The organism is Kineosporia mesophila (assembly GCF_021129235.1).
GTDB classification, from domain to species: Bacteria; Actinomycetota; Actinomycetes; order Actinomycetales; family Kineosporiaceae; genus Kineosporia; species Kineosporia mesophila.
The window spans coordinates 35929-59681 of record NZ_JAJOMA010000014.1 but is presented as its reverse complement, the minus strand read 5'-3'; the positions used below and the strand labels follow the sequence as shown (position 1 = coordinate 59681).

Annotated in this window: 23 protein-coding genes; 15 read left to right on the top strand and 8 right to left on the bottom strand. The window is 70.4% G+C overall.

Features of this window, described 5'->3' with window-relative positions; translation table 11 throughout:
• The first annotated feature begins 139 nt into the window (after positions 1-139).
• From LR393_RS20130 to LR393_RS20110, 5 genes are read left to right on the top strand one after another with little or no spacing between them, the layout of a single operon-like run.
• On the top strand, positions 140-736 hold the full coding sequence (locus tag LR393_RS20130; RefSeq protein ID WP_231485578.1) for a uridine kinase family protein: 597 nt from the start codon (positions 140-142) through the stop codon (positions 734-736).
• A gap of 60 nt (positions 737-796) precedes the next feature.
• Positions 797-1855, top strand: coding sequence for an ABC transporter substrate-binding protein (locus LR393_RS20125; protein ID WP_231485576.1), 1059 nt, complete (start codon positions 797-799; stop codon positions 1853-1855).
• A gap of 4 nt (positions 1856-1859) precedes the next feature.
• Positions 1860-2774 (top strand): ABC transporter substrate-binding protein, encoded by a 915-nt coding sequence (locus tag LR393_RS20120; RefSeq protein ID WP_231485575.1) that lies wholly within the window; start codon positions 1860-1862, stop codon positions 2772-2774.
• A gap of 8 nt (positions 2775-2782) precedes the next feature.
• Positions 2783-3553, top strand: a complete 771-nt coding sequence (locus tag LR393_RS20115; protein ID WP_231485573.1) for an ABC transporter permease — start codon at positions 2783-2785, stop codon at positions 3551-3553.
• Positions 3550-4299, top strand: coding sequence for an ABC transporter ATP-binding protein (locus tag LR393_RS20110; RefSeq protein WP_231485568.1), 750 nt, complete (start codon positions 3550-3552; stop codon positions 4297-4299). Before LR393_RS20115 ends, LR393_RS20110 begins: the two co-directional genes overlap by 4 nt.
• Here LR393_RS20110 and LR393_RS20105 read toward each other — a convergent pair.
• A complete protein-coding gene (locus LR393_RS20105) occupies positions 4296-5336 on the bottom strand; it encodes an LLM class flavin-dependent oxidoreductase (RefSeq protein WP_231485566.1) in 1041 nt (346 codons plus the stop codon). The two genes, LR393_RS20110 and LR393_RS20105, sit on opposite strands and share 4 nt — an antisense overlap.
• A gap of 351 nt (positions 5337-5687) precedes the next feature.
• Here LR393_RS20105 and LR393_RS20100 point away from each other — a divergent pair, with 351 nt between their 5' ends.
• From LR393_RS20100 to LR393_RS20085, 4 genes are all read left to right on the top strand, one after another.
• On the top strand, positions 5688-6635 hold the full coding sequence (locus tag LR393_RS20100; protein WP_231485565.1) for an LLM class flavin-dependent oxidoreductase: 948 nt from the start codon (positions 5688-5690) through the stop codon (positions 6633-6635).
• On the top strand, positions 6632-7525 hold the full coding sequence (locus tag LR393_RS20095; RefSeq protein ID WP_231485562.1) for an LLM class flavin-dependent oxidoreductase: 894 nt from the start codon (positions 6632-6634) through the stop codon (positions 7523-7525). Before LR393_RS20100 ends, LR393_RS20095 begins: the two co-directional genes overlap by 4 nt.
• A 97-nt stretch (positions 7526-7622) precedes the next feature.
• A complete protein-coding gene (locus LR393_RS20090) occupies positions 7623-8777 on the top strand; it encodes an LLM class flavin-dependent oxidoreductase (RefSeq protein WP_231485561.1) in 1155 nt (384 codons plus the stop codon).
• Positions 8774-9895, top strand: a complete 1122-nt coding sequence (locus LR393_RS20085; protein ID WP_231485559.1) for an LLM class flavin-dependent oxidoreductase — start codon at positions 8774-8776, stop codon at positions 9893-9895. The genes LR393_RS20090 and LR393_RS20085 overlap by 4 nt, the downstream gene beginning before the upstream one ends.
• A gap of 14 nt (positions 9896-9909) precedes the next feature.
• Here the strand turns inward: LR393_RS20085 and LR393_RS20080 are convergent, their stop codons facing one another.
• Positions 9910-10482, bottom strand: a complete 573-nt coding sequence (locus LR393_RS20080; protein ID WP_231485557.1) for a TetR/AcrR family transcriptional regulator — start codon at positions 10480-10482, stop codon at positions 9910-9912.
• A gap of 92 nt (positions 10483-10574) precedes the next feature.
• On the opposite strand from LR393_RS20080, the gene LR393_RS20075 reads away from it, so the two are divergent.
• Positions 10575-12014, top strand: coding sequence for an MDR family MFS transporter (locus LR393_RS20075; protein ID WP_231485556.1), 1440 nt, complete (start codon positions 10575-10577; stop codon positions 12012-12014).
• Here the strand turns inward: LR393_RS20075 and LR393_RS20070 are convergent.
• The 6 genes from LR393_RS20070 to LR393_RS20045 form a co-directional block, all read right to left on the bottom strand.
• Entirely contained in the window at positions 11978-12655 is a 678-nt protein-coding gene (locus LR393_RS20070) for an ABC transporter ATP-binding protein (protein ID WP_231485555.1), read from the bottom strand. The genes LR393_RS20075 and LR393_RS20070 overlap by 37 nt on opposite strands.
• Positions 12652-13611, bottom strand: a complete 960-nt coding sequence (locus tag LR393_RS20065; RefSeq protein WP_231485553.1) for an ABC transporter substrate-binding protein — start codon at positions 13609-13611, stop codon at positions 12652-12654. Before LR393_RS20065 ends, LR393_RS20070 begins: the two co-directional genes overlap by 4 nt.
• A gap of 27 nt (positions 13612-13638) precedes the next feature.
• Entirely contained in the window at positions 13639-14475 is an 837-nt protein-coding gene (locus tag LR393_RS20060; RefSeq protein WP_331282967.1) for an ABC transporter permease, read from the bottom strand.
• Positions 14472-15263, bottom strand: a complete 792-nt coding sequence (thiM, locus tag LR393_RS20055) for a hydroxyethylthiazole kinase (protein WP_231485551.1) — start codon at positions 15261-15263, stop codon at positions 14472-14474. The genes LR393_RS20060 and thiM overlap by 4 nt, the downstream gene beginning before the upstream one ends.
• Entirely contained in the window at positions 15260-16627 is a 1368-nt protein-coding gene (locus LR393_RS20050) for an LLM class flavin-dependent oxidoreductase (RefSeq protein ID WP_231485550.1), read from the bottom strand. Before LR393_RS20050 ends, thiM begins: the two co-directional genes overlap by 4 nt.
• A 93-nt stretch (positions 16628-16720) precedes the next feature.
• On the bottom strand, positions 16721-17458 hold the full coding sequence (locus LR393_RS20045; protein ID WP_231485548.1) for a GntR family transcriptional regulator: 738 nt from the start codon (positions 17456-17458) through the stop codon (positions 16721-16723).
• Between the two features lie 422 nt (positions 17459-17880).
• Between LR393_RS20045 and LR393_RS20040 the strand changes: the two genes are divergently transcribed.
• The 5 genes from LR393_RS20040 to LR393_RS20020 are packed head-to-tail and all read left to right on the top strand — an operon-like array spanning position 17881 to position 23746.
• On the top strand, positions 17881-19494 hold the full coding sequence (locus tag LR393_RS20040) for an ABC transporter substrate-binding protein (RefSeq protein WP_231485547.1): 1614 nt from the start codon (positions 17881-17883) through the stop codon (positions 19492-19494).
• A gap of 1 nt (position 19495) precedes the next feature.
• Positions 19496-20458, top strand: coding sequence for an ABC transporter permease (locus tag LR393_RS20035; protein ID WP_231485545.1), 963 nt, complete (start codon positions 19496-19498; stop codon positions 20456-20458).
• Positions 20459-20505: 47 nt separating this feature from the next.
• Complete coding sequence (locus tag LR393_RS20030; RefSeq protein ID WP_345718944.1) at positions 20506-21342, top strand: ABC transporter permease; 837 nt, start codon at positions 20506-20508, stop codon at positions 21340-21342.
• Entirely contained in the window at positions 21336-22943 is a 1608-nt protein-coding gene (locus LR393_RS20025; RefSeq protein WP_231485542.1) for a dipeptide ABC transporter ATP-binding protein, read from the top strand. Before LR393_RS20030 ends, LR393_RS20025 begins: the two co-directional genes overlap by 7 nt.
• Entirely contained in the window at positions 22940-23746 is an 807-nt protein-coding gene (locus LR393_RS20020) for a DUF1684 domain-containing protein (RefSeq protein WP_231485541.1), read from the top strand. Before LR393_RS20025 ends, LR393_RS20020 begins: the two co-directional genes overlap by 4 nt.
• Positions 23747-23753: the final 7 nt, after the last annotated feature.

Below are 23753 nucleotides of genomic sequence, written 5' to 3'. Positions count from 1 at the left end.
GTGTATACATGGGCATGCGAACTTGTTGACATTCTCGACAGGACTGATCCAGTATTCAGCGCAGAGCCCTTACTCCCAGGGGTCTCAGCAGGTCACAGCGATTCGACAGAAGATTCGACAGCAGACAGAAGGCAGCACCGTGAACCGAGGCACCGGCACCGCCCCCATGGTGGTCGAGGAGTTGGCGGGGCACGTGCTCCGGCGGCCTCCGTCGGTGGGAGCCACCCGCCTCGTCGCGGTCGACGGCCGCTCCGGCTCGGGCAAGACCACGCTCGCCCGGCACCTGGCCGCACGGCTGGGGGCCCCGCTGATCCACCTCGACGACCTCTACGAGGGCTGGCAGGGTCTGGCCGGTGTCGGGGAGCTGCTGCACGGATGGATCGCCGAGCCCCTGGAGCAGGGCCGCACCGCCCGCTGGCGTCCCTACGACTGGGCCACCGGCACCCGCGAGGCCTGGCGGGAGGTGCCCGCCTCTCCCGTCGTGGTGCTGGAGGGTTGCGGTTCCGGCAGTGAGCCGCTCACCGGCTGTCTGAGTCTGCTGATCTGGGTGGAGTCCGACGACGACACCCGGCGGGAACGCCTGCGGAGCCGGTCCGACTGGGACAGCTACCGGCAGCATCACTTCGCCGACTGGGCTCGCCAGGAGGAGACCCTCCTGCGCCGCGAGAACACCCCCGGCCGGGCCGATGTCGTCGTGCACAACGACCCCGAACCCCCGCACCTGATCGTGACCTGACCAGCCTGACCACCTCGTCCTCTGCTCGACCATGACCCCGACCCCGTAACGGATACCGTGATGAACCGATCTGCATCGCTCACCCGCCGTGGCCTGCTGGCCGCCACCCTCTCCGCCACCGTGCTCGCGGCGTCCGCCTGCGGTGGCTCCTCGTCCGGGACGGAAGCGGCCTCCGGTGATCTGACCGAGGTCACCGTGGCCCTGAGCTGGACCCCGAACACCGACTACACCGGCGTCTTCGCGGCCGACGAGCTCGGCTACTACAAGGACGCGGGCATCAGCCTCAAGGTGATCCCGTACTCCTCCACCTCGCCGGAGACGCTGGTCGCGCACGACAAGGCCGACTTCGGGTTCTCCTACCAGGCCGGCGTGACCTACGCCCGGGCCGCCGGGCAGGACGTCGTGGCCGTGTACGCGCCCGACAGGAAAGGCACGTACGCGATCTCGGTGAGCGCCGACCGCGACGACATCCAGAGCCCGAAAGACCTGGACGGCAAGACCTACGCCGGGTTCGGGTCGCCGGACGAGGGCCCGCTGCTGAAGTACGTGATCCAGCACGACGGCGGCGAGGGTGATTTCAGGAGCATCGCGCTGGACACCTCTGCGTACCAGGCGGTCTACAGCAAGAAGGCCGACTTCACCATCCCGGTCGTGACCTGGGAGGGCGTGGAGGCCGAGCGCTCGGGCAAGCCGCTGAAGAACTTCGCCCCCACCGATTACGGCTTCCCCGACCAGTACTCGGTGCTGCTGGCCTCCAGCGACAAGTACCTCAAGGCCAACTCCGACGTGGCCAGGAAGTTCCTGGCGGCCACGGCGAAGGGCTACAGCTACTCCGCCGCCGAGCCGGAGAAGGCCGCCGACCTGCTGGTGCAGGCGAACCCGACGCAGCTGAAAGACGCCGACCTGGTGCGCGCGAGCCAGAAGCTCCTGGCCGGCGACGGCTACCTGAACACCGAGGAAGGCCACGTCGGCGTGCAGGACGAGACGTTCTGGAAGAATTACGGCTCGTTCCTCTACGAGAACGGGCTCCTCACCGACGCGGACGGCAAGAAGCTGACGGCCGAGCCGGACTGGACGCAGTACTACACCAACGCCTACCTCACCGCCTCGGGGAGCTGACGACATGAGCGTGCGCGTCGTCCTGGAATACCTGCACCCGTGGACCAACTCGGCCGGATTCTTCGTGGCCAGCCGGCAGGGCTGGTTCGCCGAGGCCGGGCTGGATGTCGAACTGACCGTGGCCGACCCCTCGCGGGGCGACTCCCTGGCCTACCTCTCCCGGTTCGAGGCCGATTTCGCGGTCTTCCCGAGCAACCGGCTGCTCGTGCGCCGGGCCCGCCACGAACCGCTGCAGGCGGTCGCGGCCATCAACCACCGGGCGATGGAGACCATCCTCACCACCACCGCCACCGGTATCACCCGCCCCCGTGACCTGGAGGGCCGTCGCCTGGCCCTCAACCCCACACCCCGGGGCCTGGCCATGGTCAGGCACCTGATCGCCGCCGACGGCGGCGACTTCTCCCGGGTGCAGGTGGTGAACAGCGGCACCCGCGAACTGCTGGCGGACGACGTGGCGGCCGGCGAGGTCGACGCCACCTTCGGCAACTACTGGGCCTGGGACGCGCTGCTGGGCAACCTGCCCGAGTCCGACCGCGTGGTCTGGCCGGTCGACACCCTCGGCGCCCCGCCGTACCACAGCTACCTCCTGGGCACCCAGGAATCGACGATCGAGCGCAACCCGGTGCTGGTGCGCACCCTGCTGGAGATCGTCGAGCGCGGCTACCGGGCCGCCCGCGACGAACCGGACCTGGCCGCGGACGCCTTCGAGCGGTATGTGCCCTACTTCTCCCGCGAGATCCTGCGGCGCTCGCTGGATCTCATCACCCCGACCTGGTTCCACGAGGGACGCTGGGGTCAGGTCCGCGACGAGCTGATGCAGCCGTACGCGCAGTGGCTCGCCGACTACGGAGTGCTCCCGTCGGCCGGTGGCTGGGAACGGTCCTACAGCAACAACTTCCTGGCGGTCCCGGTCTCGTGATCACGAAAATGCCCCGACCCGGCGTGGTTCTGCCTCCCCTCGTGCTCGTGGCCCTGCTGCTGGCGATCTGGGAGATCTACGCCGCCACGATCGGCCCGGGCGCGGACGTACTGCCCACCCCCTCGCGGGTGGCGCAGCAGGGCTGGGCCGACCGGGAGAACCTGCTGGCGAACACCTGGCCCACCCTGCGGGCCACGGTGATCGGCCTGGCCCTGTCGGTCGCGGTCGGCTTCGGGTTCGCCGTGCTGGTCGACCTTTCCGGCCTGGCCCGGCGGGCCGTGCTGCCGGTGCTGGTGGTCAGCCAGACCCTTCCCCTGGTCGCGCTGGCCCCGCTGGTCATCGTCTGGTTCGGGTTCGGGCAGTTCCCCAAGATCCTCCTCATCGTGTTCGTCAACTTCTTCTCCACCACCCTGAGTTTCGTCGAGGGGTTCCGCTCGGCCGACCCGGACAGCGTGGCCCTGCTGCGCTCGATGGGCGCCGGGCGGTGGCGGGTGTTCCGCACCGTGCGCCTGCCCTCCGCCCTGCCGTACTTCATGGCCGGGCTGCGGATCGCCATCACCTACTCGGTGGTCTCGGCCATCTTCGCCGAATACGCCGGGGCAGAGGCCGGTCTGGGCGTGTACATGCAGTTCGCCAAGAACACCTTCCGCACCGACCTGGTGCTGGCGGCCGTGTTCGTCACGGCCTCGCTCACCCTGATCCTCTTCGCCCTCAGCTACCTGATCGAGCGGATCGCCCTGCCCTGGGCGTTCCTCGTGCGTGCCGGGGAGGCATCATGACCCAACCGGCGCTGAGCATCAAGGATCTCGACGTCACCCTCGGCGGGCTGCCGGTGGTGCGGGGCCTGGACCTGCACGCGAGAGCGGGGGAGTTCGTCTCGATCCTCGGCCCCAGCGGCAGCGGCAAGAGCACCACCTTCGGGGTGCTCACCGGTGAGGTCTCGGCCGACCGGGGAGACGTGCGGATCACCGGGGACGCCCTGCACGGCGGACGCTCCCGGGTCGCCTACATGCCCCAGCGGGATGCGCTGCTGCCGTGGCGCACCGTGCTGAACAACCTGACCCTCGGTCTGGAGGTGCGCGGCACGAAACGCGCCGCCGCCCGGGAGAAGGTGCGTCCGCTGCTGGAACCGTTCGGCCTGGAGGGGTTCGAGAACCGTTACCCCGCGCAGCTGTCCGGCGGCATGCGACAGCGGGCGGCGCTGCTGCGCACCGTGGCCCAGGAGCAGCCCCTGCTGCTGCTCGACGAGCCGTTCGGGGCCCTCGACGCCCTGACCCGTTCCCAGATGCAGGGCTGGCTCGAGAACATGTGGGAGAAATACCGCTGGACGGTCGTTCTCATCACCCACGACGTGCGCGAGGCGCTGTTCCTGTCCGACCGCGTCTACGTGTTCAGCCCCCGCCCGGCCCGGGTGGCGGCGGAGATCGTGGTCGACTTCCCCCGCCCCCGCACCCAGGCCCTCTTCGCCGATCCGCGCTTCGCGGCGCTGGAGGCGGAGCTGTTGCAGCAGCTGACCCGGGCCTAAAGAAGGGGGAGGAGGGTGCGGCCCTGGTGGGCCGTCTGCTCCAGGTACGGGGTGTCGGACAGGATGAAATGGGTGACGCCCAGCTCGCGGTAGCGGTGCAGCGCGCCGGCGACGTCGGTGGGGGAGCCGACGAGCCAGGTCGAGCCGGCCCCGCCGGCCCCCGCCGAGCCCGGCGCGGTGTACAGGCAGGTGTCGAGCACCTCACCCTGGGAGGCCAGGTCGTAGAGGCGGCGCTGTCCTACGGCGTGGTCACGGTTCCCCTGCCACCACGGCTCGGGCTCCTGACCCCGCAGGCGGGCGACCCGGGCGCGGGCGGTGACCCACGCATCCGGGGTTGTCTCACCCACGACCGTGGTGACCCGCAGACCGAACTCCAGGGGCGCGTGACGCCGCCCGACCTCGTCACTGAGCCGGCGCAGGCGGGCGATGCGGGCGGCGATGGCCTCCAGCGGCTCGCCCCAGAAGAGCTGCACGTCGGCCTCCGCGGCGGCGACCCGCTCGGCCGCCTCCGACGCCCCGCCGAAGTAGAGGGTCGGGGGTGCGCCGTAGGGGCGGGAGGCCACGGTCGCGTTCTCGACGGTGAAGAACCGCCCCGTGAAGGTGACGTCTTCCTCGGTCCACAGCCGCCGCACCACGTGCATGAACTCTTCGGTGCGGGCGTAGCGGTCGGGGCCCGCGACGACCGGGTCGCCGTAGGCGGCGGGCTCGTCCACCCCGCTGACGATGTTCACCAGCAGCCGGCCCCGGCTGAGCTGGTCGAGCGTGGCCGCCGCGGCGGCGAACTGGGCCGGCTGCCAGTAGCCGGGGCGGGCCGCGACCAGGGGCCGGAACGTGGTGGTGCGCGCCGCCAGGGCGGTGGCCAGGGTGAAGGTGTCGGGACGGCCCCAGCTGGTGCCGATCAGGGCCCCTGACCAGCCGCTGCGCTCGGCGGCCAGCGCCAGCTCGGTGGAGTGCTCCAGCGAGCCCCAGCCCTGGGTGGCGGTGTCACCCCGGTGCCCGGGCTCGATCGTGTTGGGGATGTACCAGAGCAGTGTCATCGATGTCTCCGATCAGCGATGGCCCTCAGCCTATATTCTCGACAGGAATGATTGACAATGCTGGTCACGACTTGGACACTTGTGCTCATGAATCGAGGCCCGCTGCTGGCGAGCGCGCGCTGGGTAGACCTGCAGAGGGTTTCCAGTACCTGTTGTTGAACTTTCCGTTTGCCTGAGAGCTAAGACCGGGCAAGGGTTTATGGGTTCCAGCTCTTCGGCGGAGTGCCCCGGAGCCGCGATCCCGTAACCCTGCCCGGCGAAATCTTCACACTCTTTCCGCCACATTCTTTTGCTGACGAAGGATTTCGCCGTGACCCGTTACTCGCGCGCCCTCCCTCCGCAGGCCCGGCCATGACCGGCCGCCTGCACCTCACGCTCGCCGTCTCCGCGGCCGGGATCCTCGGCCGCGCGGGAAGCTTCGACGCGGATGCCGACAGTTACGCCGAGACCGCCCGCCGGGCCGAGGCCGCCGCGCTGGACGCGGTGTTCCTGCCCGACTCCCCGGCGCACGAACCCACCACGCTGCTGGCCGCTCTCGCCGCGGTCACCGACCGCATCGGTCTGATCGGCACCCTCTCGGCCGGGCACCACGACCCTCTGGAACTGGCCCGCCGGGTCGCCGACACCGACTACCTGAGCAATGGACGAATCGGCTGGCGGGTCGCGGAGAACGAGCCTTCGCGGCGGATCTTCGGGGCCGGTCCGCAGAGTGTTCCCGATCGCTGCGCGTTCGTCGACTCGGTGGTGCGCCGCTGGCACGAGCGCACGGAACTGCGCTCACCGCAAGGACGTCCGGTGGTCGTGCGGGGTAGTGGCGACGCCGACGTGGTGCTGGTCGACGGCCGAGGAGTCCATGATCACCGTCGGGGGCTGCGGGAGGCGCTGCGCGCGCAGGGCCGGGATCCCGACTCGGTGGTCGTGCTGCAGAACATTGCCGTGGTGCTGAGTGCCACCGAGCCGGAGGCCCGGGAACTGGCGCCCGCCCTGGGCGATCTCGACACCGGCGGTCACGCGGTCGTGGCCGGCACGCCGGCCCGGGTCGCCGACGAGCTCCAGGAGCGGCTGCGTCGCGGTCTGGCCGACGGCTTCAACGTGCTGCCCGACGTGCTGCCCTCGGGGTTCGACGCGTTCACCGAGCAGTTGCTGCCCGAACTGCGCCGGCGCGGCCTGTTCCGTTCCGGCTACGAGAGCCGCACCCTGCGCGGCCATCTCGGCCTGGCCATCCCGGCCGGAGCCGACTCGCCCAAGGTGCGCACCGCGTCCCTCGTCGCGCGTTCCCGCCGGCCGGTGACGGCATGAGCCTCGTGGTGATCGTCGACCTGGCCGTCGGTGACGGGCTCGGCCTCGACCAGGCGCGCGAGGTCGCCGAGGTGGCGAGTGACGTCGGCGTGACCGCGATCCGGGTGAGCGACGGGCCGCCCGGTGAGCTCGCCCTGCTCGACGCGAGCAGTGTGGCCGGGCACCTGGGCGCGCTGTACCCGGGCCTGCACTGGATCGTCGACGCCCCGACCACCCACAACGCCCCCGCCAACCTGGCCCGGCGCGTCCTCTCGCTGGACCGCGCCACCCACGGCCGGGCCGGGCTGGCCCTGCGGGCCGGGGACGGCGACGAGGTCACCGATGCGGTGCTCGATCTGCCGAAACCCGGCCTGCCGGTTGACACCGGGGGAGCGGCGCGGCCCTTCCGGTGGAAGGAGTACGCCCGCGTCGTGACCGGGCTGTGGGACGGCGAGGTGGATCACGAGGGGCGCTTCTACCGGGTGAACGGCTCGCTCGGCGGGCCGGTGTCGGAACAGGGGCGCCCGGTCCTACTGGCGGACGGGCGTGATCATCTCGACTGGGTGGATGCCGCCCGCCTGGCCGACGTCTTCGTGGTGCCGCGGATCGAGCTGGTCGACGGCGGCAACACCCGCCTGATCGACGCGGTGGTGAGCTCCGGCCGGCGCCGCGACGAGGTGGCGCTGGTGGCCCGGGCCGGCATCGTGCGCGAGAACGGCCGGGTGACCGCGGGCGAGCTCGCGCGCTGGAGCGTGAACCACGCCCTGGACGGCCTGGAACTGGCGACCACCGGAGGGCGCGACGAGCTGATCGGCGTGCTCAGATCCGTGGTGCCGCGCCTGGAACCGTCCGGCGGCGACACCCTGCGCTCCGCTCTCGGCCTGCCCGTCCCGGCCCCCGCCCCGGTGTGATCTCTTCCTTTTCTGTAGAGAATGGACACCGCTGGTCAGCCGGGTTAGCCTGACGAGAAGTCGTCGTCGAAGGGGGTTCGAAAGCGGTGGCCGCCGGATGAAATTCCTTCTGAGCACGCTGATCGTCCATGCTCCCCACCCGATCACCGGTGAGGTCACGAGCACCTCGCGGCGCTTCGCGCAGGTCGTCGAGAAAGCGCTCCTGGCCGAAGAACTGGGTTTCGACGGGTTCGGGGTGGGGGAACGGCACGAAAGGCCGTTCATCTCCTCGTCCCCGACCGTCGTGCTCAGTCACCTGGCCGCCCTGACCCGTACGATCCGGCTGTTCACCACCGTGACCACGCTGAGTCTGCTCGATCCGGTACGCGCCTACGAGGACTACGCCACGCTCGACCACCTCTCCGGCGGCCGGCTGGAGCTGATCATCGGCAAGGGCAACGGCTCGGCGCAGCGCGAGCTGTTCGACGTCACGCCCGAAGACCAGTGGGACCGTAACGCCGAGTCCTACGAGGTGTTCCGCACGATCTGGCGGCAGGACAAGGTCACCGTCGACACCAGGTTCAGGCCCCCGTTGCGGGATGCCGAGGTCTGGCCGCGCCCGCTGCAGCAGCCGGTACGGGTCTGGCACGGCAGCGCCACCAGCCAGGCGTCGGTCGACCTGGCGGCCCGCTACGGCGACCCGCTGTTCTCGGCCAACGTCACCCACGCGATCGAGCCGTACGCCGAGCTGATCCGCTACTACCGCGAACGCTGGGCCCACTACGGTCACGACCCGGCCCGGCTCGCGGTCGGGTCCGGTACCGCCGGCTACCACGCGCGTCCCAACTCCCAGGATGCGGTGAAAGCCTGGGAACCCGCCTACGCCGGGTACCTGGCGATGCAGAACCGCCTCGGCACCGCACCGGTCTTCCCCACCCTGGAAGATTACGTGGAGCGCAGCTCGGCGCTGATCGGCAGCCCGCAGCAGGTGATCGAGAAGGTGCACCGCTACCACGAGGCGTTCGGGCACAGCGTGGTCAACATCCTCGCCGACCCGCTCGGCGTGCCCGACGACGAGCAGCGGGCGAGCCTGGAGCTGTTCCAGTCGCAGATCGCTCCTGTGCTGCGCCGGGATCTACCCGATCCGCCGTGGCCCTGGGCCCCTGCACTAGCCCCCGAAGCCCCTGCACTTGCCTCCGAAGCCCCTGCACTTGCCCCCGAAGCCCCTGTGCTCGCCCCCGAAAAGCCCACCGAACAGGAGCTCGTACCGTGACCACCACCCCGCTCGGTGTTCTTGACCTGGTTCCGGTCTCGACCGGCTCGAACGCCTCTGAGGCGATCCGCAACAGCATCGACCTGGCGCAGCACGCCGAGCGGCTGGGCTACGCGCGGTACTGGTTCGCCGAGCACCACCTGAACCCGGGTGTGGCCGGCACCACCCCCTCGCTGCTGCTGGCCCTGGCCGCGGCCGCCACCGGGCACATCCGGCTGGGCTCGGGCGCGGTCCAGATGGGCCACCGCACGGGGCTTTCCGTGGTCGAGGAGTTCGGTCTGCTCGACGCCGTGCACCCGGGCCGGTTCGACCTCGGGCTGGGGCGTTCCGGCGGGGTGCCGCGTGAGCCGCGGCAGGTGCCGAAGGCGTCCCCGGTGGTCGACGGCAAGGCCCCGGGCGGCCTGCTGATCCCGCCGAAGTTCGACTTCCGCCCCCTGCTCGGCTCACCGCGCTTCGCCCTGCAGAAGAAGCTCCTGGCCCAGCCCGGGGCCCAGCCGCAGGACTACGACGAGCTGCTCGGCGACGTGCTCGCCCTGATCGCCGGTACCTACACCTCGCCGGAGGGCGAGGAGGCGCACGTGATCCCGGGAGAGGGTGCGGCCGTGCAGATCTGGGTGCTCGGCAGCAGCGGCGGCGAGAGCGCCGAGGTGGCGGGCGAGCGCGGTCTGCGGTTCGGGGCCAACTACCACGTCGCCCCCTCCAGTGTGCTGGAGGCCGTGGACGCCTACCGGGCCGCGTTCAAGCCGTCGGCCGATCTCGACCGGCCCTACGTGACGGTCTCGGCCGACGTGGTGGTGGCCGACGACGAGGCCACCGCCCGCTCGCACGCGGCCGGTTACGGGGCCTGGGTGCGCAGCATCCGCACGGCCGAGGGCGCCATCCAGTTCCCCACGCCGGACGAGGCCCGGCAGCGGGTCTGGAGCGATGCCGACCGGGCCCTGGTGCAGGACCGGGTCGACACCCAGTTCGTCGGGTCACCGGTGCAGGTGGCCGACCAGCTGGAGATCCTGCGCGACGCGACCGGGGCCGACGAGCTGCTCGTCACCACGATCACCCACGACCACGCCGACCGGGTGCGCTCGTTCGAGCTGCTCGCGCAGGAGTGGTCGGGCCGCTGACGGGCTGCGGGTACTCACGAACGGCCGGTCTGCAGGCCGTTCGTCAGTACGCGCAGCATGCGCCGTGAGCGCTCCTCACCGCTGAAGTACTGCACCCAGCCCGCGGCCGCGCCCATCGTCACCACGTCGGTCGCGTCCAGATCGGCGCTGACCGCCCCCTGCGCCTGAGCCTTCTCCAGCAGGTGCTGCACCGCCGCCATCATGGCCAGGCAGGAACGGTGCAGCTCGGAGTCCTTGTCCTGCAGCGCCGCCATCACGTCGGACGGCAGGCCTCGCTGGGCGCCGCACCTCTGCGCGAACCGCGCCGTCCAGGCCTCCAGCTCGTGCGCGGGATCGTCGGCGCTCAGCGAGTTCTCGGCCAGTTCACGCAGGCTGTCGATCCCGTCGCCGAGCACCGCCTGCAGCAGCGCCACCCGGTTCGGGAAGTGCCGGTACAGGGTGCCGATGCCCACCCCGGCCCGCCGGGCCACGTCGCGCAGCGACGCGTCCGTGCCCTCCTCCGCGAAGACCTCGCGTGCCACCGCGACCAGAGCGGCGCGGTTGCGCCGCGCGTCCTCCCGCAGGTCCCCGTCCGCCTTCCGCGCCATGCGTAAAACTCCCTTGCTCAATCGGAGCACCGCTCCCTATCATTCGGCGGAGCAGTGCTCCACATATTACCGCGCTGAGCGAGGGAACCTTTATGAGCCCGCCCGAACCCTTTTCGCCTGCCCTGAAACGCCTCATCCTGGTGACCACCCTGGGGTCGTTCATGGCGTTCCTCGACTCCACGATCGTCAACGTGGCGCTGGAGTCGCTGACGGTCGACCTGCACGCCGACCTGGCCACCATCCAGTGGGTGCTGACCGGGTACCTGCTGGCCATGGCCGCGGTGATCCCGGTCTCGGGCTGGGTCTCGACCCGGTTCGGCGCCGTGCAGACCTACGTCGTGGCCCTGGCGGCCTTCACCGTCGCGTCCCTGATCTGCGGCCTGGCCGGCTCGGTCGAGATGCTGGTCGCGGGCCGGGTGCTGCAGGGGCTCGCGGGCGGCCTGCTGATGCCGGTCGGCTCGATGATGATGCTGCGGGCCACCGGCCCGGGCCAGATCGCCCGGGTGATGGGCGTCGCCGGTGTACCCACCGTGATGGCGCCGGTGTTCGGGCCCACCGTCGGCGGGCTGATCATCGAGCACGCCGGCTGGGAGTGGATCTTCTTCCTCAACCTGCCGATCGGTCTGCTCACGCTGATCCTGGCGGTTCGTCTGCTGGCCTTCGACGCGCGGGGCGAGGCCGGCCCGCCCGACCTGGCCGGTCTGGTGCTGATCATCGGCGGCACCGTCGGTCTCACCTACGGACTGGCCGAGATCGGTTCCGCGGGAGGGCTGCACGCCCGCAGCGTCGGGGCCCTGACGATCGGTGCGGTAATGCTCGTGGCCTTCGTGGCACACCAGCTGATCGTTCCGAAACCCCTGCTCGACCTGCGGCTCTTCCGCAACCCCCGGTACGCCGTGGCGTCGCTGGCCAACTTCTGCCTGGGGGCGGCCATCTTCGGCGCGATCATCCTGCTGCCGCTGTACTTCCAGCTGGTGCGGGGCGAGGACGCGGTGGCGACCGGTCTGCTGCTCATGCCGCAGGGTGCCGGGGTGGCGCTGGGCATGATCGTCGGCGCCGGGCTGACCGACCGGATCGGCAGTGGCTGGACCGGGGTGTCGGGCTCGCTCCTCAGCCTGGTCGCCACCCTGCCGTTCACCGCCATCGGGGTCGGCACCTCGTACGTGCTCCTGGACAGCCTGATGGTGGTGCGGGGTCTCGGGGTCGGGTTCTGCGCGGTCGCGGTGTCGGCCGCGGCGTTCCGGGCCATCGACGCGTCCCGGATCCCCGATGCCACGGTGCAGAACAACGTGTTGCAGCGTCTGGGCGGCTCGGCCGCGACGGCCGCCTTCGCGGTGATCCTGCAGCACCAGCTCGAGTCGGCGACCAGTTCTCAGGCGGTCGCCGACGGGTTCGGCACGGCGTTCTGGTGGGTGGTGGCCATCTCGGCGGGCAGTGGCCTGCCGCTGTTGTGGCTCATCCCGGCCGAACGCCGTGCCGCCCGCCCTCCGGAGGATCAGACGCTGACGCCGAGCGCCGCCAGCAGTTCCTGACCGAGACCGGCCAGGGCCGGGTCGTCCGGCCGGCGGGGGCCGCGCCCGGGGACGGTGAGCTCGAGCTTGATCGACCCGTCCCCGAGCACGATCACCCGGTCGGCCAGGCGCACGGCCTCGTCCACGTCGTGCGTCACCATCACGACCGTCCAGCCGTGATCGCGCCACAGCCCGCCGACCAGCGACTGCATCTCGAGCTTGGTCAGGGCGTCGAGGGCCCCGAACGGCTCGTCCAGCAACAACACCCGGGGCCGGCGGGCCAGGGCCCGGGCCAGGCTCGCGCGCTGGGCCTGGCCGCCGGACAGCTGCAGCGGCCAGGCACCGGCCTTGTCCTCCAGCCCCACCTCGGCCAGGGCCTGGACGGCCCGGGCCTGGTCGCGCAGGCCCAGGGCCACGTTGTCGCCGACCTTCAGCCACGGCATCAGCCGGGGCTCCTGGAAGGCGACGGCCACCTCGTCCGGGGACTCCACCGTGCCGTCGTCGGGCTGCTCCAGCCCGGCGACGATCCGCAGCAGCGTGGACTTCCCGGTGCCGGAACGCCCGATCACGGCCACGAACTCACCCTCGGCCACGGTCAGGTCGAGCCCGTCGAGCACGACCGTCCCGCCGAAACGCTTGGAGACGCCGGAGAAGGTGATCACGACTCGTCGACCACGGCGGTCTTGATGTCCGGCACCGACTTCAGGAAGCCGAAGTCGACGTACTGCTGACCGAGCTTCTCCAGATCGGCGACGACGGTGGAGTCCATCGGCTCGATGGTGGGCACGTCGAACGTGGCGATCTGCTGGACCAGCTCGTCGGTGGCGCCGAACTCCTTGTAGGTGTCGGTGATGACGCTCGGGTCGGCCTTGGCCCGCGCGGCCTCGCGCACCAGGCCGTCGTACATCGCCTTCAGCTCCTTCGGGTGAGCCTCCGCCCACTCGCGGCTGACGATGTGGATCGACCAGTTGTACGAGTTCATGTCGGCGCCGGTGATCAGCACCTTCGAGCCCTCGGTGGCCATCGCGGCGGCCAGGTTCTGGTCGTACGAGGCGATCGCGTCGACCTGACCGCTGGCGAACGCGGTGGCGAACGTCGAGGTGTCCAGCGTGACCTTCTCGACCTTGCCGACGTCGAGCCCGGCCTCCTTGAACGCCAGGTTCAGCAGGTAGTCGCCGGTGCCGCCGGGGGAGTCGATGCCGACCTTCTTGCCGTACAGGCCCTTCAGGTCGGTGACGCCGCTCTGCTCGTTCGCGACGATGCCCTGGCTCTTGCCGGAGTACTTCTCCAGCGCGAAGGCCATCCAGTCGTCGCCGGTGCCGGCCAGGTTCACGAAGTACCCGGTGCCGGTGGACGAGACGTCGGCCTCGCCGGCGGTCACGGTGTCGTAGGCGGTCACCGGGTCGAGGGGGCCGATCCACTTGACCGTGGTACCGACCTTCTTGCCCTCCTCCTCCAGGTAACCCGACTCCTTCACCGTGGTCAGGTAGTTGGCGGTGGGCAGGTAGGCGACGCGGAACTCGGTGCTGCCGGCCCCGGCGGCCCCGCTGCTGGACGAGCCGCAGGCGGAGAGGGCGAGCAGGGAAGCGACGACGAGGGCGGGGAGCTTGTAGCGCATTTTGGTTCCTTGATGGTCGGGAGGGGCTCAGCGTCCGCTGAAACCCTTGCGCCAGCGCAGCAGCCGGGCTTCCAGCAGCCGCACGAGCCAGTCGGTGAGTACGCCGAGCAGGGCGTAGATGACGATGCAGAGCACCACCTGTTCGGGGCGCACGAAGCGCTGGGCGTTGATCAGGATGAACCCGATGCCCGAGGTGGTGTTCACGGTCTCGCTGGTGACCAGGGCGATCCACGCGATGGCCAGCGAGAAGCGCAGTCCGGTCAGAATACTCGGCAGAGCGCCGAGCAGGAGGATCTTCACGGCGACCAGGCGCCGCGAGAACTTGTACACCACCGCCACCTCGACGAGTTTCACGTCGACGTTGCGGATGCCCGCGTAGGTGTTGAGATACACCGGTATCAGCACACCTTCGGCGATTAGGAGAACCTTCATCGACTCGCCCACCCCGAAGGCGATGATGAACAGCGGCAGCAGTGCGTTGAACGGGATCGCCCGCAGCATCTGCAGCGGCCGGTCGACGGTGAGCTCACCCAGGCGCGAGTAGCCCGAGACCACGCCCATCAGCAGGCCGAACGTCACGCCCAGCACGGTTCCCAGCGCCACCCGGGTGAGGCTGGTGCCGAGGGCCTGCGGCAGCGTGCCGTCTTTCGTCAGGTCGACGGCCGCGGTGAAGACCCGGGCCGGGGCGGGGAAGGTGCGGTCGCTCAGCCAGCCCCGGTCCGAGGCCAGGGCCCACAGACCGAGGATGGCCAGGGGGCTCAGCCAGGGTAGGAGGGCATGGCCCAGGCGACTGAACGGAATTGAGGACGTCGATGTCGCCCCGGGGGGTCGGTGGTGGGTTCTCGGGGTGGTCGGCGTCGTCACGATCCCTCGGCCAGGACGGTGAGTTCATCGAGTACCGCGGCCGCGAAAGTACCGGTTCCCCGGGCGTGCTCCACGGCGCGTTCAGCCGCCACCGCCAGGGCGGCGTGCGCCGCGACCGTGGCGCGCAGGGGATCGGTGCCCGGGGCCAGGAAGGTCGCGACCAGCGCGCCCAGACTGCACCCCGCGCCTGTCACCTTGGTCAGCCAGCGGTGGCCGCCCGGTACGGCGATCACCTCGGAGCCGTCGGTGACGTAATCGGTCGGTCCGCTGATGGCGATGACCGCACCCGTCCTCCGGGCCAGGTCCTTGGCGTAGGGGACGGCGTCCTCGGGCGTTGCCGTGGCGTCCACGCCCCGGCTGGTCGCGGTGCCACCGGCCAGGGCGATGACCTCGGAGGCGTTGCCGCGCACAGCGGTCGGTGGCACCGTCGTGATCAGCCCGGCGGCCAGATCGTCGCTCACCGGGATGCCCGCTCCCACTGTCACCGGGTCGAGCACCCAGCGGGTGCCCGCGTCGTGGGCGGTCCGGGCGGCGGTCAGGAGCAGCTCGGGGGTGTCGGTCACCATCGCCGCGAGGTTGATCCAGACGCCGGAAGCAGCGGTGGCCAAGGGTTCGACGGCCGCCGGGTTGCCGCCGATCGCCGGTGAACCACCCACGGCCAGAACCATGTTGGCGTTCAGTCCGGCGGTGATGTAGTTGGTCAGCCCGAACACCAGGGGGGACGCCTCGACGACGGCCCGGAGGGGCCCGGTGACGTAGGGGTCGGGCCAGCGGATCTGCGTGGTCATGGCTGCGTCGCTTTCCTGAGGGTGCTGGCTGCGCGGTTCTTCCACTCCTCGCGCTCCGGGCGGGGCAGGCCCAGGTGGTCGCGCAGGGTCTTTCCGGTGTACTCGGTGCGGAACCGGCCCCGGCGCTGCAGTTCCGGTACGACCTGGCTCGCGAAGTCGGCGAACGCGGCGGGCACGTGGGTGGCGACGACCATGAAGCCGTCGGCGGCCCCGCGGTCGATCCACTCCTCCATCCCGTCGGCGATGTCGGAGGCCGAGCCCACCAGGTAGCCCTCGGTACGCGCGCCGTACCACTGGCCGAGCTCCCGGATGGTCAGGTTCCTCGTCCGCGCGTACTCCAGCACCTCGCGGTAGTGGCCCATCACGCCGGCCACCTCCATCTCCGGAAGCGGGCCGTCCAGGTCGAACTTCGTCAGGTCGACGTTGATGTGGTACGCCAGGCGGGACAGCCCGGCCTCCGGCTCGACCAGGTCCTCGAACGCGTGGTGCCGGGCCTGCGCGTCCTCCTTCGAGTCACCCACCACCACGGCGGCCGCCGGGAGGATCTTCAGGTGGTCCGGGTCGCGTCCGTACTTCGCCGCGAGAGCCTTGACGTCGGAGTAGAACTCGATGGCCGACTCGATCGACTCGTGCGAGCAGAAGATCACGTCGGCCCAGCGCGCCGCGAAGTCCCGGCCGCTGGGCGAGGCGCCGGCCTGCACGATTACCGGGTAGCCCTGCGGCGGGCGCGGAACCCCCAGCGGACCCTGCACCTTCACGTACTCACCCTGGAAGTCCACGGCGCGCACCTCGTCCGGACGTCCGTACTGCCCGGAGACCTTGTCGTGCACGACCGCGGCGTCCGACCAGCTGTCCCACAACCTGGCCGTCGCCTCGAGGAACTCCTCGGCCCGGGCGTAGCGTTGTTCCCGGGGCGGCAGCGCCTCGAACCCGAAGTTCTGCGCCTCGGCGTCCTGGAAGCTGGTGACCACGTTCCACCCCGCGCGCCCCCCGGTGAGATGGTCGAGCGTGGCGTACGAGCGGGCCACGTTGTACGGCTCGTTGTAACCCGTCGACGTGGTGGCGGCCAGCCCGATGTGACGGGTGGCCCCGGCCATCAGCGAGATCGCCGGGATCGGGTCGAGGCGCGGTGACCCGGCCCCGTACCGTACGGCCGGGTCGAAGCGCCCACCCAGACTACGCGGCACGGCCAGTGAGTCCGGCACGAAAATCAGGTCGAACAAGGCCTCTTCGAGCAGCCGTGCGGTGTCGGTGTAGTAGGCCGCGTCGAGGAAGTCGTCCCGGGCCGCGGCGTGCCGCCACCCGACGGTGGCCATCGGCCCGGCATTCATGAAAGCAGCCAGATGAATGTGTTTTTCGGGCATGGATGAATCTCCAGGTGGTTCCAGGCAAAGACGATGGACACGTGGCCACCGTGATGAAGGAGGAAACCCCGCCGTGAACAAGGGCGAGGGGTTTCAGGGGGCGTGGGGGGCCGGACAGTCCTTGGTGACCACGTCGTCCTCCGGTAGACCCAACGACTGCGAGACCAGTTGACGGATGCGGATATCGCGGTCGCGGGCGAGGTGCTCGAGCATGGTGGTGCGGGCGGTCTCCGCGTCGCTGCGGCGGATCGCGTCGAGGATGAGCGCGTGCTCGGCGTGGCTGTCGGCGAACGACGCCTGCGTCGCCTCCGGGCTCCACGGGGCACTGGACTTCACCTGGGCGTCGAGGGTGTGGACGAGGCCCAGGATGGTGTGGTTGTGGGCGGCCGCGCGGATGCCCGCGTGCCACTGGTTGTACAGGTCCCGCACGGCCTGGTGGGAGGTCTCGTCGGCGGCCGTGCCGTCGGGGCCGGTGTGGGCCACGGCCCGGCGGTGCAGTTCCTCCAGCTTGGCCAGGTCGATGGTGCTGCGCCGCATCGCCGCGGCCGAGGCCGCCGACGACTCGAGGATCGCGCGGACCTCGAAGATCTCCAGCGTCTCCTCGATGCTGCGCCGGCGGACCGAGAACCCGCGGGTGCCGGCGACCAGCAGCCCGTCGCGCTCGAGCAGGGCCAGGGCCTCCCGCACGGGGGTGCGGGAGACCCCGAACTCCTCGCTCAGGGCGTTCGGTACCAGGGCGCCGGCGTCCCGGTAGTGACCGGACATCAGCCGGCGCCGCAGGGCCGAGTAGATGGTGTCCCGGGCGCTCACCCGGGCCTCGTCGGCGCTCATGATTACGACTGTATGCAGCCGTATGCGATCAAGGCGAGAGGTATGCAGTCACTTTCACCGGCGCTTCACCGGGCTGCCGATCAACGTCCGGGCGCGCGGACGGTGTCGAGAACATGCACGTAACCGCCCATAGCGCCACGAGATGGAGGCGACATTGTCTATCTTGTCTATATGCATTGACCTGAATGCAGTCGCGGCTTAGCGTGGTGTGAAGTCGGCTGGTGCGGTGCTGAGGAGGGAATGTGAACAGCGGTCTGTTCTCCCGGCGCCGTCACATCGATCTGCTGCGCGTCTGCGCCGATCTCTGTCAGATCCCCACGCGCTGACCGAGAGCGCGACACCAGTTCTTTCGCCGCACATCCATCGGAACGTCCGCCGGCACCCGTGTGCCCGGACGCCTCGTGACGAGGAGAACCCCTGACGTGGGTAGAACGCTGAAGCATGCCTGGCTGAACGTGGGACTGGTTGCCGGACTGGTCGTCCTGACCGGTTGTGGCGGCGGTGACAGCGCCGGATCGGGGGCGGGCAGTAGCTCGACACCGAAAAGCGGCGGCACACTGACCTTCGCGGTCGGCTCCGACACCGGCTGCACCGATCCGCAGCAGGTGGCCAGTAACGACTCGATCTACTCCGTGCGCCAGCTGGTCGACTCCCTCACCGACCAGGACCCGCAGACCGGCAAGATCGTGCCCTGGCTGGCCGAGAGCTGGGACATCAGTAAGGACGCCACCACCTTCACCTTTCACCTGCGCGAGGGTGTGACGTTCAGCGACGGCACCCCGCTGGATGCCGAGGCGGTGAAGGCCGACTTCGAGGCCGTGCCCGACCTGGGGGCCCTGGCCGGTCTGGCCACCGGCTACCTGGCCGGGGTCGAGAAGATCACCGCCGACGACGCCCAGACCGTGACGGTGACCTTCGCCCAGCCGAACGCCCAGTTCCTGCAGGCCACTTCGACCCACTCGCTGGGCATCGTGTCACTCGCCTCGTCAAAACTGCCGGCGCCGGACCGCTGCACGAAGGGCATCATCGGGTCCGGCCCGTTCACCCTGGCCGGGTACGCGGCGAACCAGTCGACCACGCTGAAGAAGCGCACCGGTTACGCCTGGGGTTCCTCGCTGTGGAAGAAGCCGGGTGAGGCCTATCTCGACCAGGTGGTCTTCAAGGTGCTGCCCGAGGCCGGGGTGCGTACGGGGAGCCTGCAGTCGGGACAGGTGGACGCGATCGGTAACGTCGGGCGGGCCGACGAGAGTGCGCTGGAGTCGGCCGGGGTCACCCTGGAGGCCCGCGCCAACCCGGGCGTGGTGTTCGGGCTCTCGCCGAACAACGCGCACCCGATCCTCAAGGACGCCGCGGTGCGGCAGGCCATCGGCTACGCCATCGACCGGCAGCAGATCGCCGACACGGTGTTCAACACCGGCACCGAACCGGCCACCAGCGTGCTCGCCCACACCACGCCCGGCTACGAGGACCTCTCCGGGCAGCTCACCTTCGACCTCGACAAGGCCAAGAGCCTGCTGGAGGGCGACGGCTGGAGCGCGGGTGCCGACGGGATCCGCGAGAAGGACGGCAAGAAGCTCTCGCTCGCCATCACCTGGTTCGCGAACTCGCCCACCAACCAGCCCTCGCTGGAGCTGATCCAGCAGCAGCTCAAGCAGGCCGGCATCGCCGTGGAGCTCAAGCAGAACGAGATCTCGCAGTTCGCCACCATTCTGCAGACCGGTGACTTCGAGCTGGCCTGGGGCAACGTGACCCGCGCCGACCCGGACATCCTGCGCACCCAGTTCTCCACCGCGCTGGCCAACTTCTACCAGGTGCCGGAGACAGGCCTGGAGAAGACGCTGACGCAGCAGGCGGGCACCGTCGACGAGGCGGCCCGGGAGAAGCTCGTCGCCCGGGCCCAGGAAGACCTGGTGGAGAACGCCTACACGGTGCCGGTGGTGGAGCTTCAGACCAAGCTGGGTGTCGCGAAGCGGGTGCACGACCTGAACTTCGAGGCCTCGAGCCGGATTCAGCTGCACGACACCTGGGTCGAATGAGATGCCCCGCTACGTGATCCGGCGTCTCGTCCAGGCGGTGGGGGTGCTGTGGGCGGCGTACACGCTGTCGTTCTTCATCCTCGTGCTGCTGCCGGGTGACCCGGTCTCGGCCATGGCCGGCGCGGGTGCGGACTCCGCGCCGGTCGACCCCGCCCGGCTCGAGGCCCTGCGTCACGAGTACGGATTCGATCAGCCCGTGCCTCTGCAGTACCTGAACCACCTGGGGCACGCGCTGATCGGTGACCTGGGTGACTCGGTGGCCACCGGCCGCCCGGTCACGCAGCTGATCACCCAGGCCCTGCCCCAGACCCTGCTGCTGACCGCGAGCGCCCTGACCCTGGCGTTCGTGCTCGGCGGCGGGCTGGCGCTGGCCGCGACCTTCAGCGCGCGTCCCGGGGTGCGGCAGGTGCTGCTCTCGCTGCCGCCGCTGGGGGTCTCGGTGCCGACGTTCTGGATCGGGCTGATGCTGGTGCAGTTCTTCTCGTTCCGGAACCAGTGGTTCCCCGCCTTCGGCAACGACGGTCTGAAAGGCCTGGTGCTGCCGGCCGTCACGCTGGCGGTGCCGACCGGGGCACAGATCGCCCTGGTGCTCGCCAAGAGCCTGATCACGACCCTCGACGAGCCGTACATCGGCACCGCCCGGGCCAAGGGCGCCGGAAGGAGACACGTGCACCTGCGGCACGCTCTGCGCAACGCCTCGTTACCCGCCCTCACCGTGGCCGGTCTGCTCGTGGGTCAGCTGATGGCCAACGCCGTGGTGATCGAGACGGTGTTCTCCCGCAACGGTCTGGGGCGGGTGACCCAGTCCGCCGTGAGCACGCAGGACATTCCGGTCGTGCAGGGGGTGGTGGTCTACGGGGCGCTGGTCTTCGTGGTGGTCAATCTGCTCGTCGACCTGGTCTACCCGGTACTGGACCCGCGCATCGTGCTCGCCCCGAGGCGTCCTGTGGTGGCTGCCGTATGAGTGAACTAATCGCCCCGGTGGCACCGGTTCTGGAGCGGCCCGCGCGCATGCATGACGGACGTCTGCGGCGGACGCTGAGTTTCTTCGGTCACCGCCCGGGGTTGCTGGTTTCGGTCGTGGTGGTCTTCCTGGTGGGCGTCTCGGCCTTCGCGCCGGATGTCTTCAGCAGTCAGGACCCCACCGCGGGGGTGCCGGCGGAGAACTTCCGGGCTCCCGGCGCGGCGCACTGGTTCGGTACCGACAGCCTGGGCCGTGACCTGTTCACCCGGGTCGTGCACGGTGCCCAGCTGTCGTTGCGGGCCACGCTGATCGCGGTGGCGTTCGCCTTCGTGGTCGGCGGGACCATCGGCCTGGTCGCGGGTTTCGTCGGCCGGTGGGTGGACGACGTGCTCATGCGGCTGGTCGACGTGGTGCTGTCGATCCCCACCCTGTTCCTGTCGCTGGCCGTGGTCACCGCGCTCGGCTACGGCACCACGAAAGTCGCCGTCGCGGTGGGCTTCGCGAATGTGGCCGGGTTCGCCCGGGTAATGCGCTCGGAGGTGCTGCGGGTGCGCCTGGCCCTGTACGTGGAGGCATCCCGCGGGATCGGCGCGCGGTGGTGGAGCGTGCTGGGCCGGCACGTGCTGCCCAACAGCATCGGCCCGGTGCTGGTGCTGGCGACGCTGGAGTTCGGGACCTCGATCCTGGCGGTGTCGTCGCTGAGTTTCCTCGGGTACGGCGCTCCGCCGCCGGCCCCGGAATGGGGCACGCTGATCTCGGACGGGCGCAACTACCTGGCCAACGCCTGGTGGCTGACCACGCTGCCCGGCCTGACCATTGCCGCGACCGTGCTGGCGACCAACCGGATCGCCCGGGCACTCGACGGGGAGCTGAGGCAGTGGTGAACCTGCTGGAGATCCGCGACCTGGTGGTTTCGTACCGCACCCGGTCGGCGCCGGTGAGAGCGGTTGACGGGGTGTCGCTCTCGGTGGCTCCCGGCGAGATCGTCGCGGTGGTGGGGGAGTCCGGGTCGGGCAAGAGCACCACGGCCCACGCCGTGGTGCGGCTGCTGGCCGGGAACGCGCAGATCGAATCGGGCAGTATCCAATTCGAGGGCGCGGATCTGGCGCACGTCCCGGAACGCTCGCTGCGGACCGTGCGCGGCGCCCGGATCGGCCTGGTGCCGCAGGATCCGGCAGTCTCGCTGAACCCGGTCAAGCGCATCGGCGAGCAGGTGGCCGAGGTGCTGCGGCTGCACGGGCTGGCCGATCGCCGCAACGCAGCACTGAAGGCCGTCGAGATCCTCGACCGGGCCGGGCTTCCCGAGCCCGAGGGGCGCGCCCGGCAGTACCCGCACGAGCTCTCCGGCGGGATGCGGCAGCGGGTGCTCATCGCGATCGCCATCGCCGCCGACCCCCGGCTGATCATCGCCGACGAGCCGACCAGCGCCCTCGACGTCACCGTGCAGAAGGTCATCCTCGACCACCTGCAGCACCTGGTCGCGCAGTCCGGGGCGGCGGTGCTGCTGGTCACCCACGACCTGGCCGTGGCCTCGGACCGGGCCGACCGGATCGTGGTGATGTCGCAGGGCCGCATAGTCGAGACCGGCCCGACCGCCGCGGTGATGAACGACCCGCAGCACGAGTACACGAAGAAGCTCCTGGCCAGCGCGCCTGGTCTGACCCTCGCCGCCGCGCCCCCGGCGAAGGCCACGGGGAAGCGGCTGCTGGAGGCCCGAGACCTGGTGAAGGAGTTCCCGCTGCCCGGCGCGGCGCCCCGGCGGGCGGTGGACGGCGTGAGCTTCCATCTGGACCGGGGCGAGACCCTGGCCCTGGTGGGGGAGTCCGGGTCGGGAAAGTCGACCACCGGGCGGCTGGTGCTGCGGCTGGCGGATGTCGGCTCGGGCACGGTCACCTTCGACGGGGCCGACATCACCCGGTCGCGGCCCCCGGCCACCCGGGCCCTGCGTCGCCGGGCCCAGCTGATCTACCAGAACCCTTACGCCTCGCTGGATCCGCGTTTCACCGTGGCCCAGGCGATCGAGGAACCGTTGCGGGTGTTCCGGATCGGCGACCGGGCCTCCCGGGGCGTCACCGTGCGCGGCCTGCTCGATCGGGTGGCCCTGCCGCAGACCCTGCTGACGCGGCGGCCGGCGGAGCTGTCCGGCGGGCAGCGCCAGCGCGTCGCGATCGCCCGGGCCCTGGCCCTGTCACCCGACCTGGTGGTGTGCGACGAGCCGGTCTCGGCGCTGGACGTCTCGGTCCAGGCGCAGGTGCTGGAACTCCTGGTGCAGCTTCAGGAAGAAACCGGTGTGGCCTATCTGTTCATCTCCCATGACCTCGCCGTGGTCCGGCAGCTCGCGCACCGGGTCGCTGTGATGCGTCACGGGCGCATTGTCGAGACCGGTTTCACCGCAGACCTGTTCACGAATCCGCAACACGACTACACCCGGGAACTCCTGGCCGCGATCCCGGGCCGGATCATCTCCGAAGGAGCACCGTCATGACCACCTCCACGACCACCGAATTCGCTGCCGACTGGCAGGAGTGGCACCAGGCCCAGGAGGCGCGGCTCGCCGATCCGCACGGCTTCCTGGCGATCACCAGCCTGCACTTCCTGACCGAGGAGGCGGAGCGGTTCCGCGACGCGCCGGGTGAGTGGACGTCGGTGGACGACCGGGTCACGGTGGAGCTCGGGCCCGGCGAGGAGATCGTGGTGGACGGCCAGAAACACACCGGCAGCTACCGGTTCGACCCGATCCCGGAGCGCGGCGGGGTGAACGCGGTCTGGGGTGACGCGGTGATCGAGGTGGCCAGGCGCGGTGGTTACCACATCGTCCGTCCCCGCCACCCGGACACCGAGCTGCGCAAGGGTTTCCACGGCACACCCGCGTACGCCCCCGACCCGCGCTGGGCGGTGGCCGCCACCTACAAGCCGTTCGAGGTGCCGCGCCCGGTCACGGTCGGTGCCGCGGTGGAGGGCCTGGAGCACGTCTACGACGCCACCGGGCAGCTGGAGTTCGAGATCGACGGCCAGGCGCTGAGCCTCACGGCCTTCCCGAGCTACCGGCCGGGCGCGCTGATGGTGCTGTTCACCGACGCCACCTCGGGCGTCACCACGTACGCGGCGAACCGGGCGATCCAGGTGCCGGCGCCGGACGCGGACGGGCACGTGGTGCTCGACTTCAACCGGGCCGCCAACCTGCCCTGCGCCTACACGGCCCTGGCCACCTGCCCGCTGCCGCCCCCGGAGAACCGCCTGAGCGTGGCGATCGAGGCCGGCGAGAAGATTCCCCACGAAAAGCCCTGATCAGCGC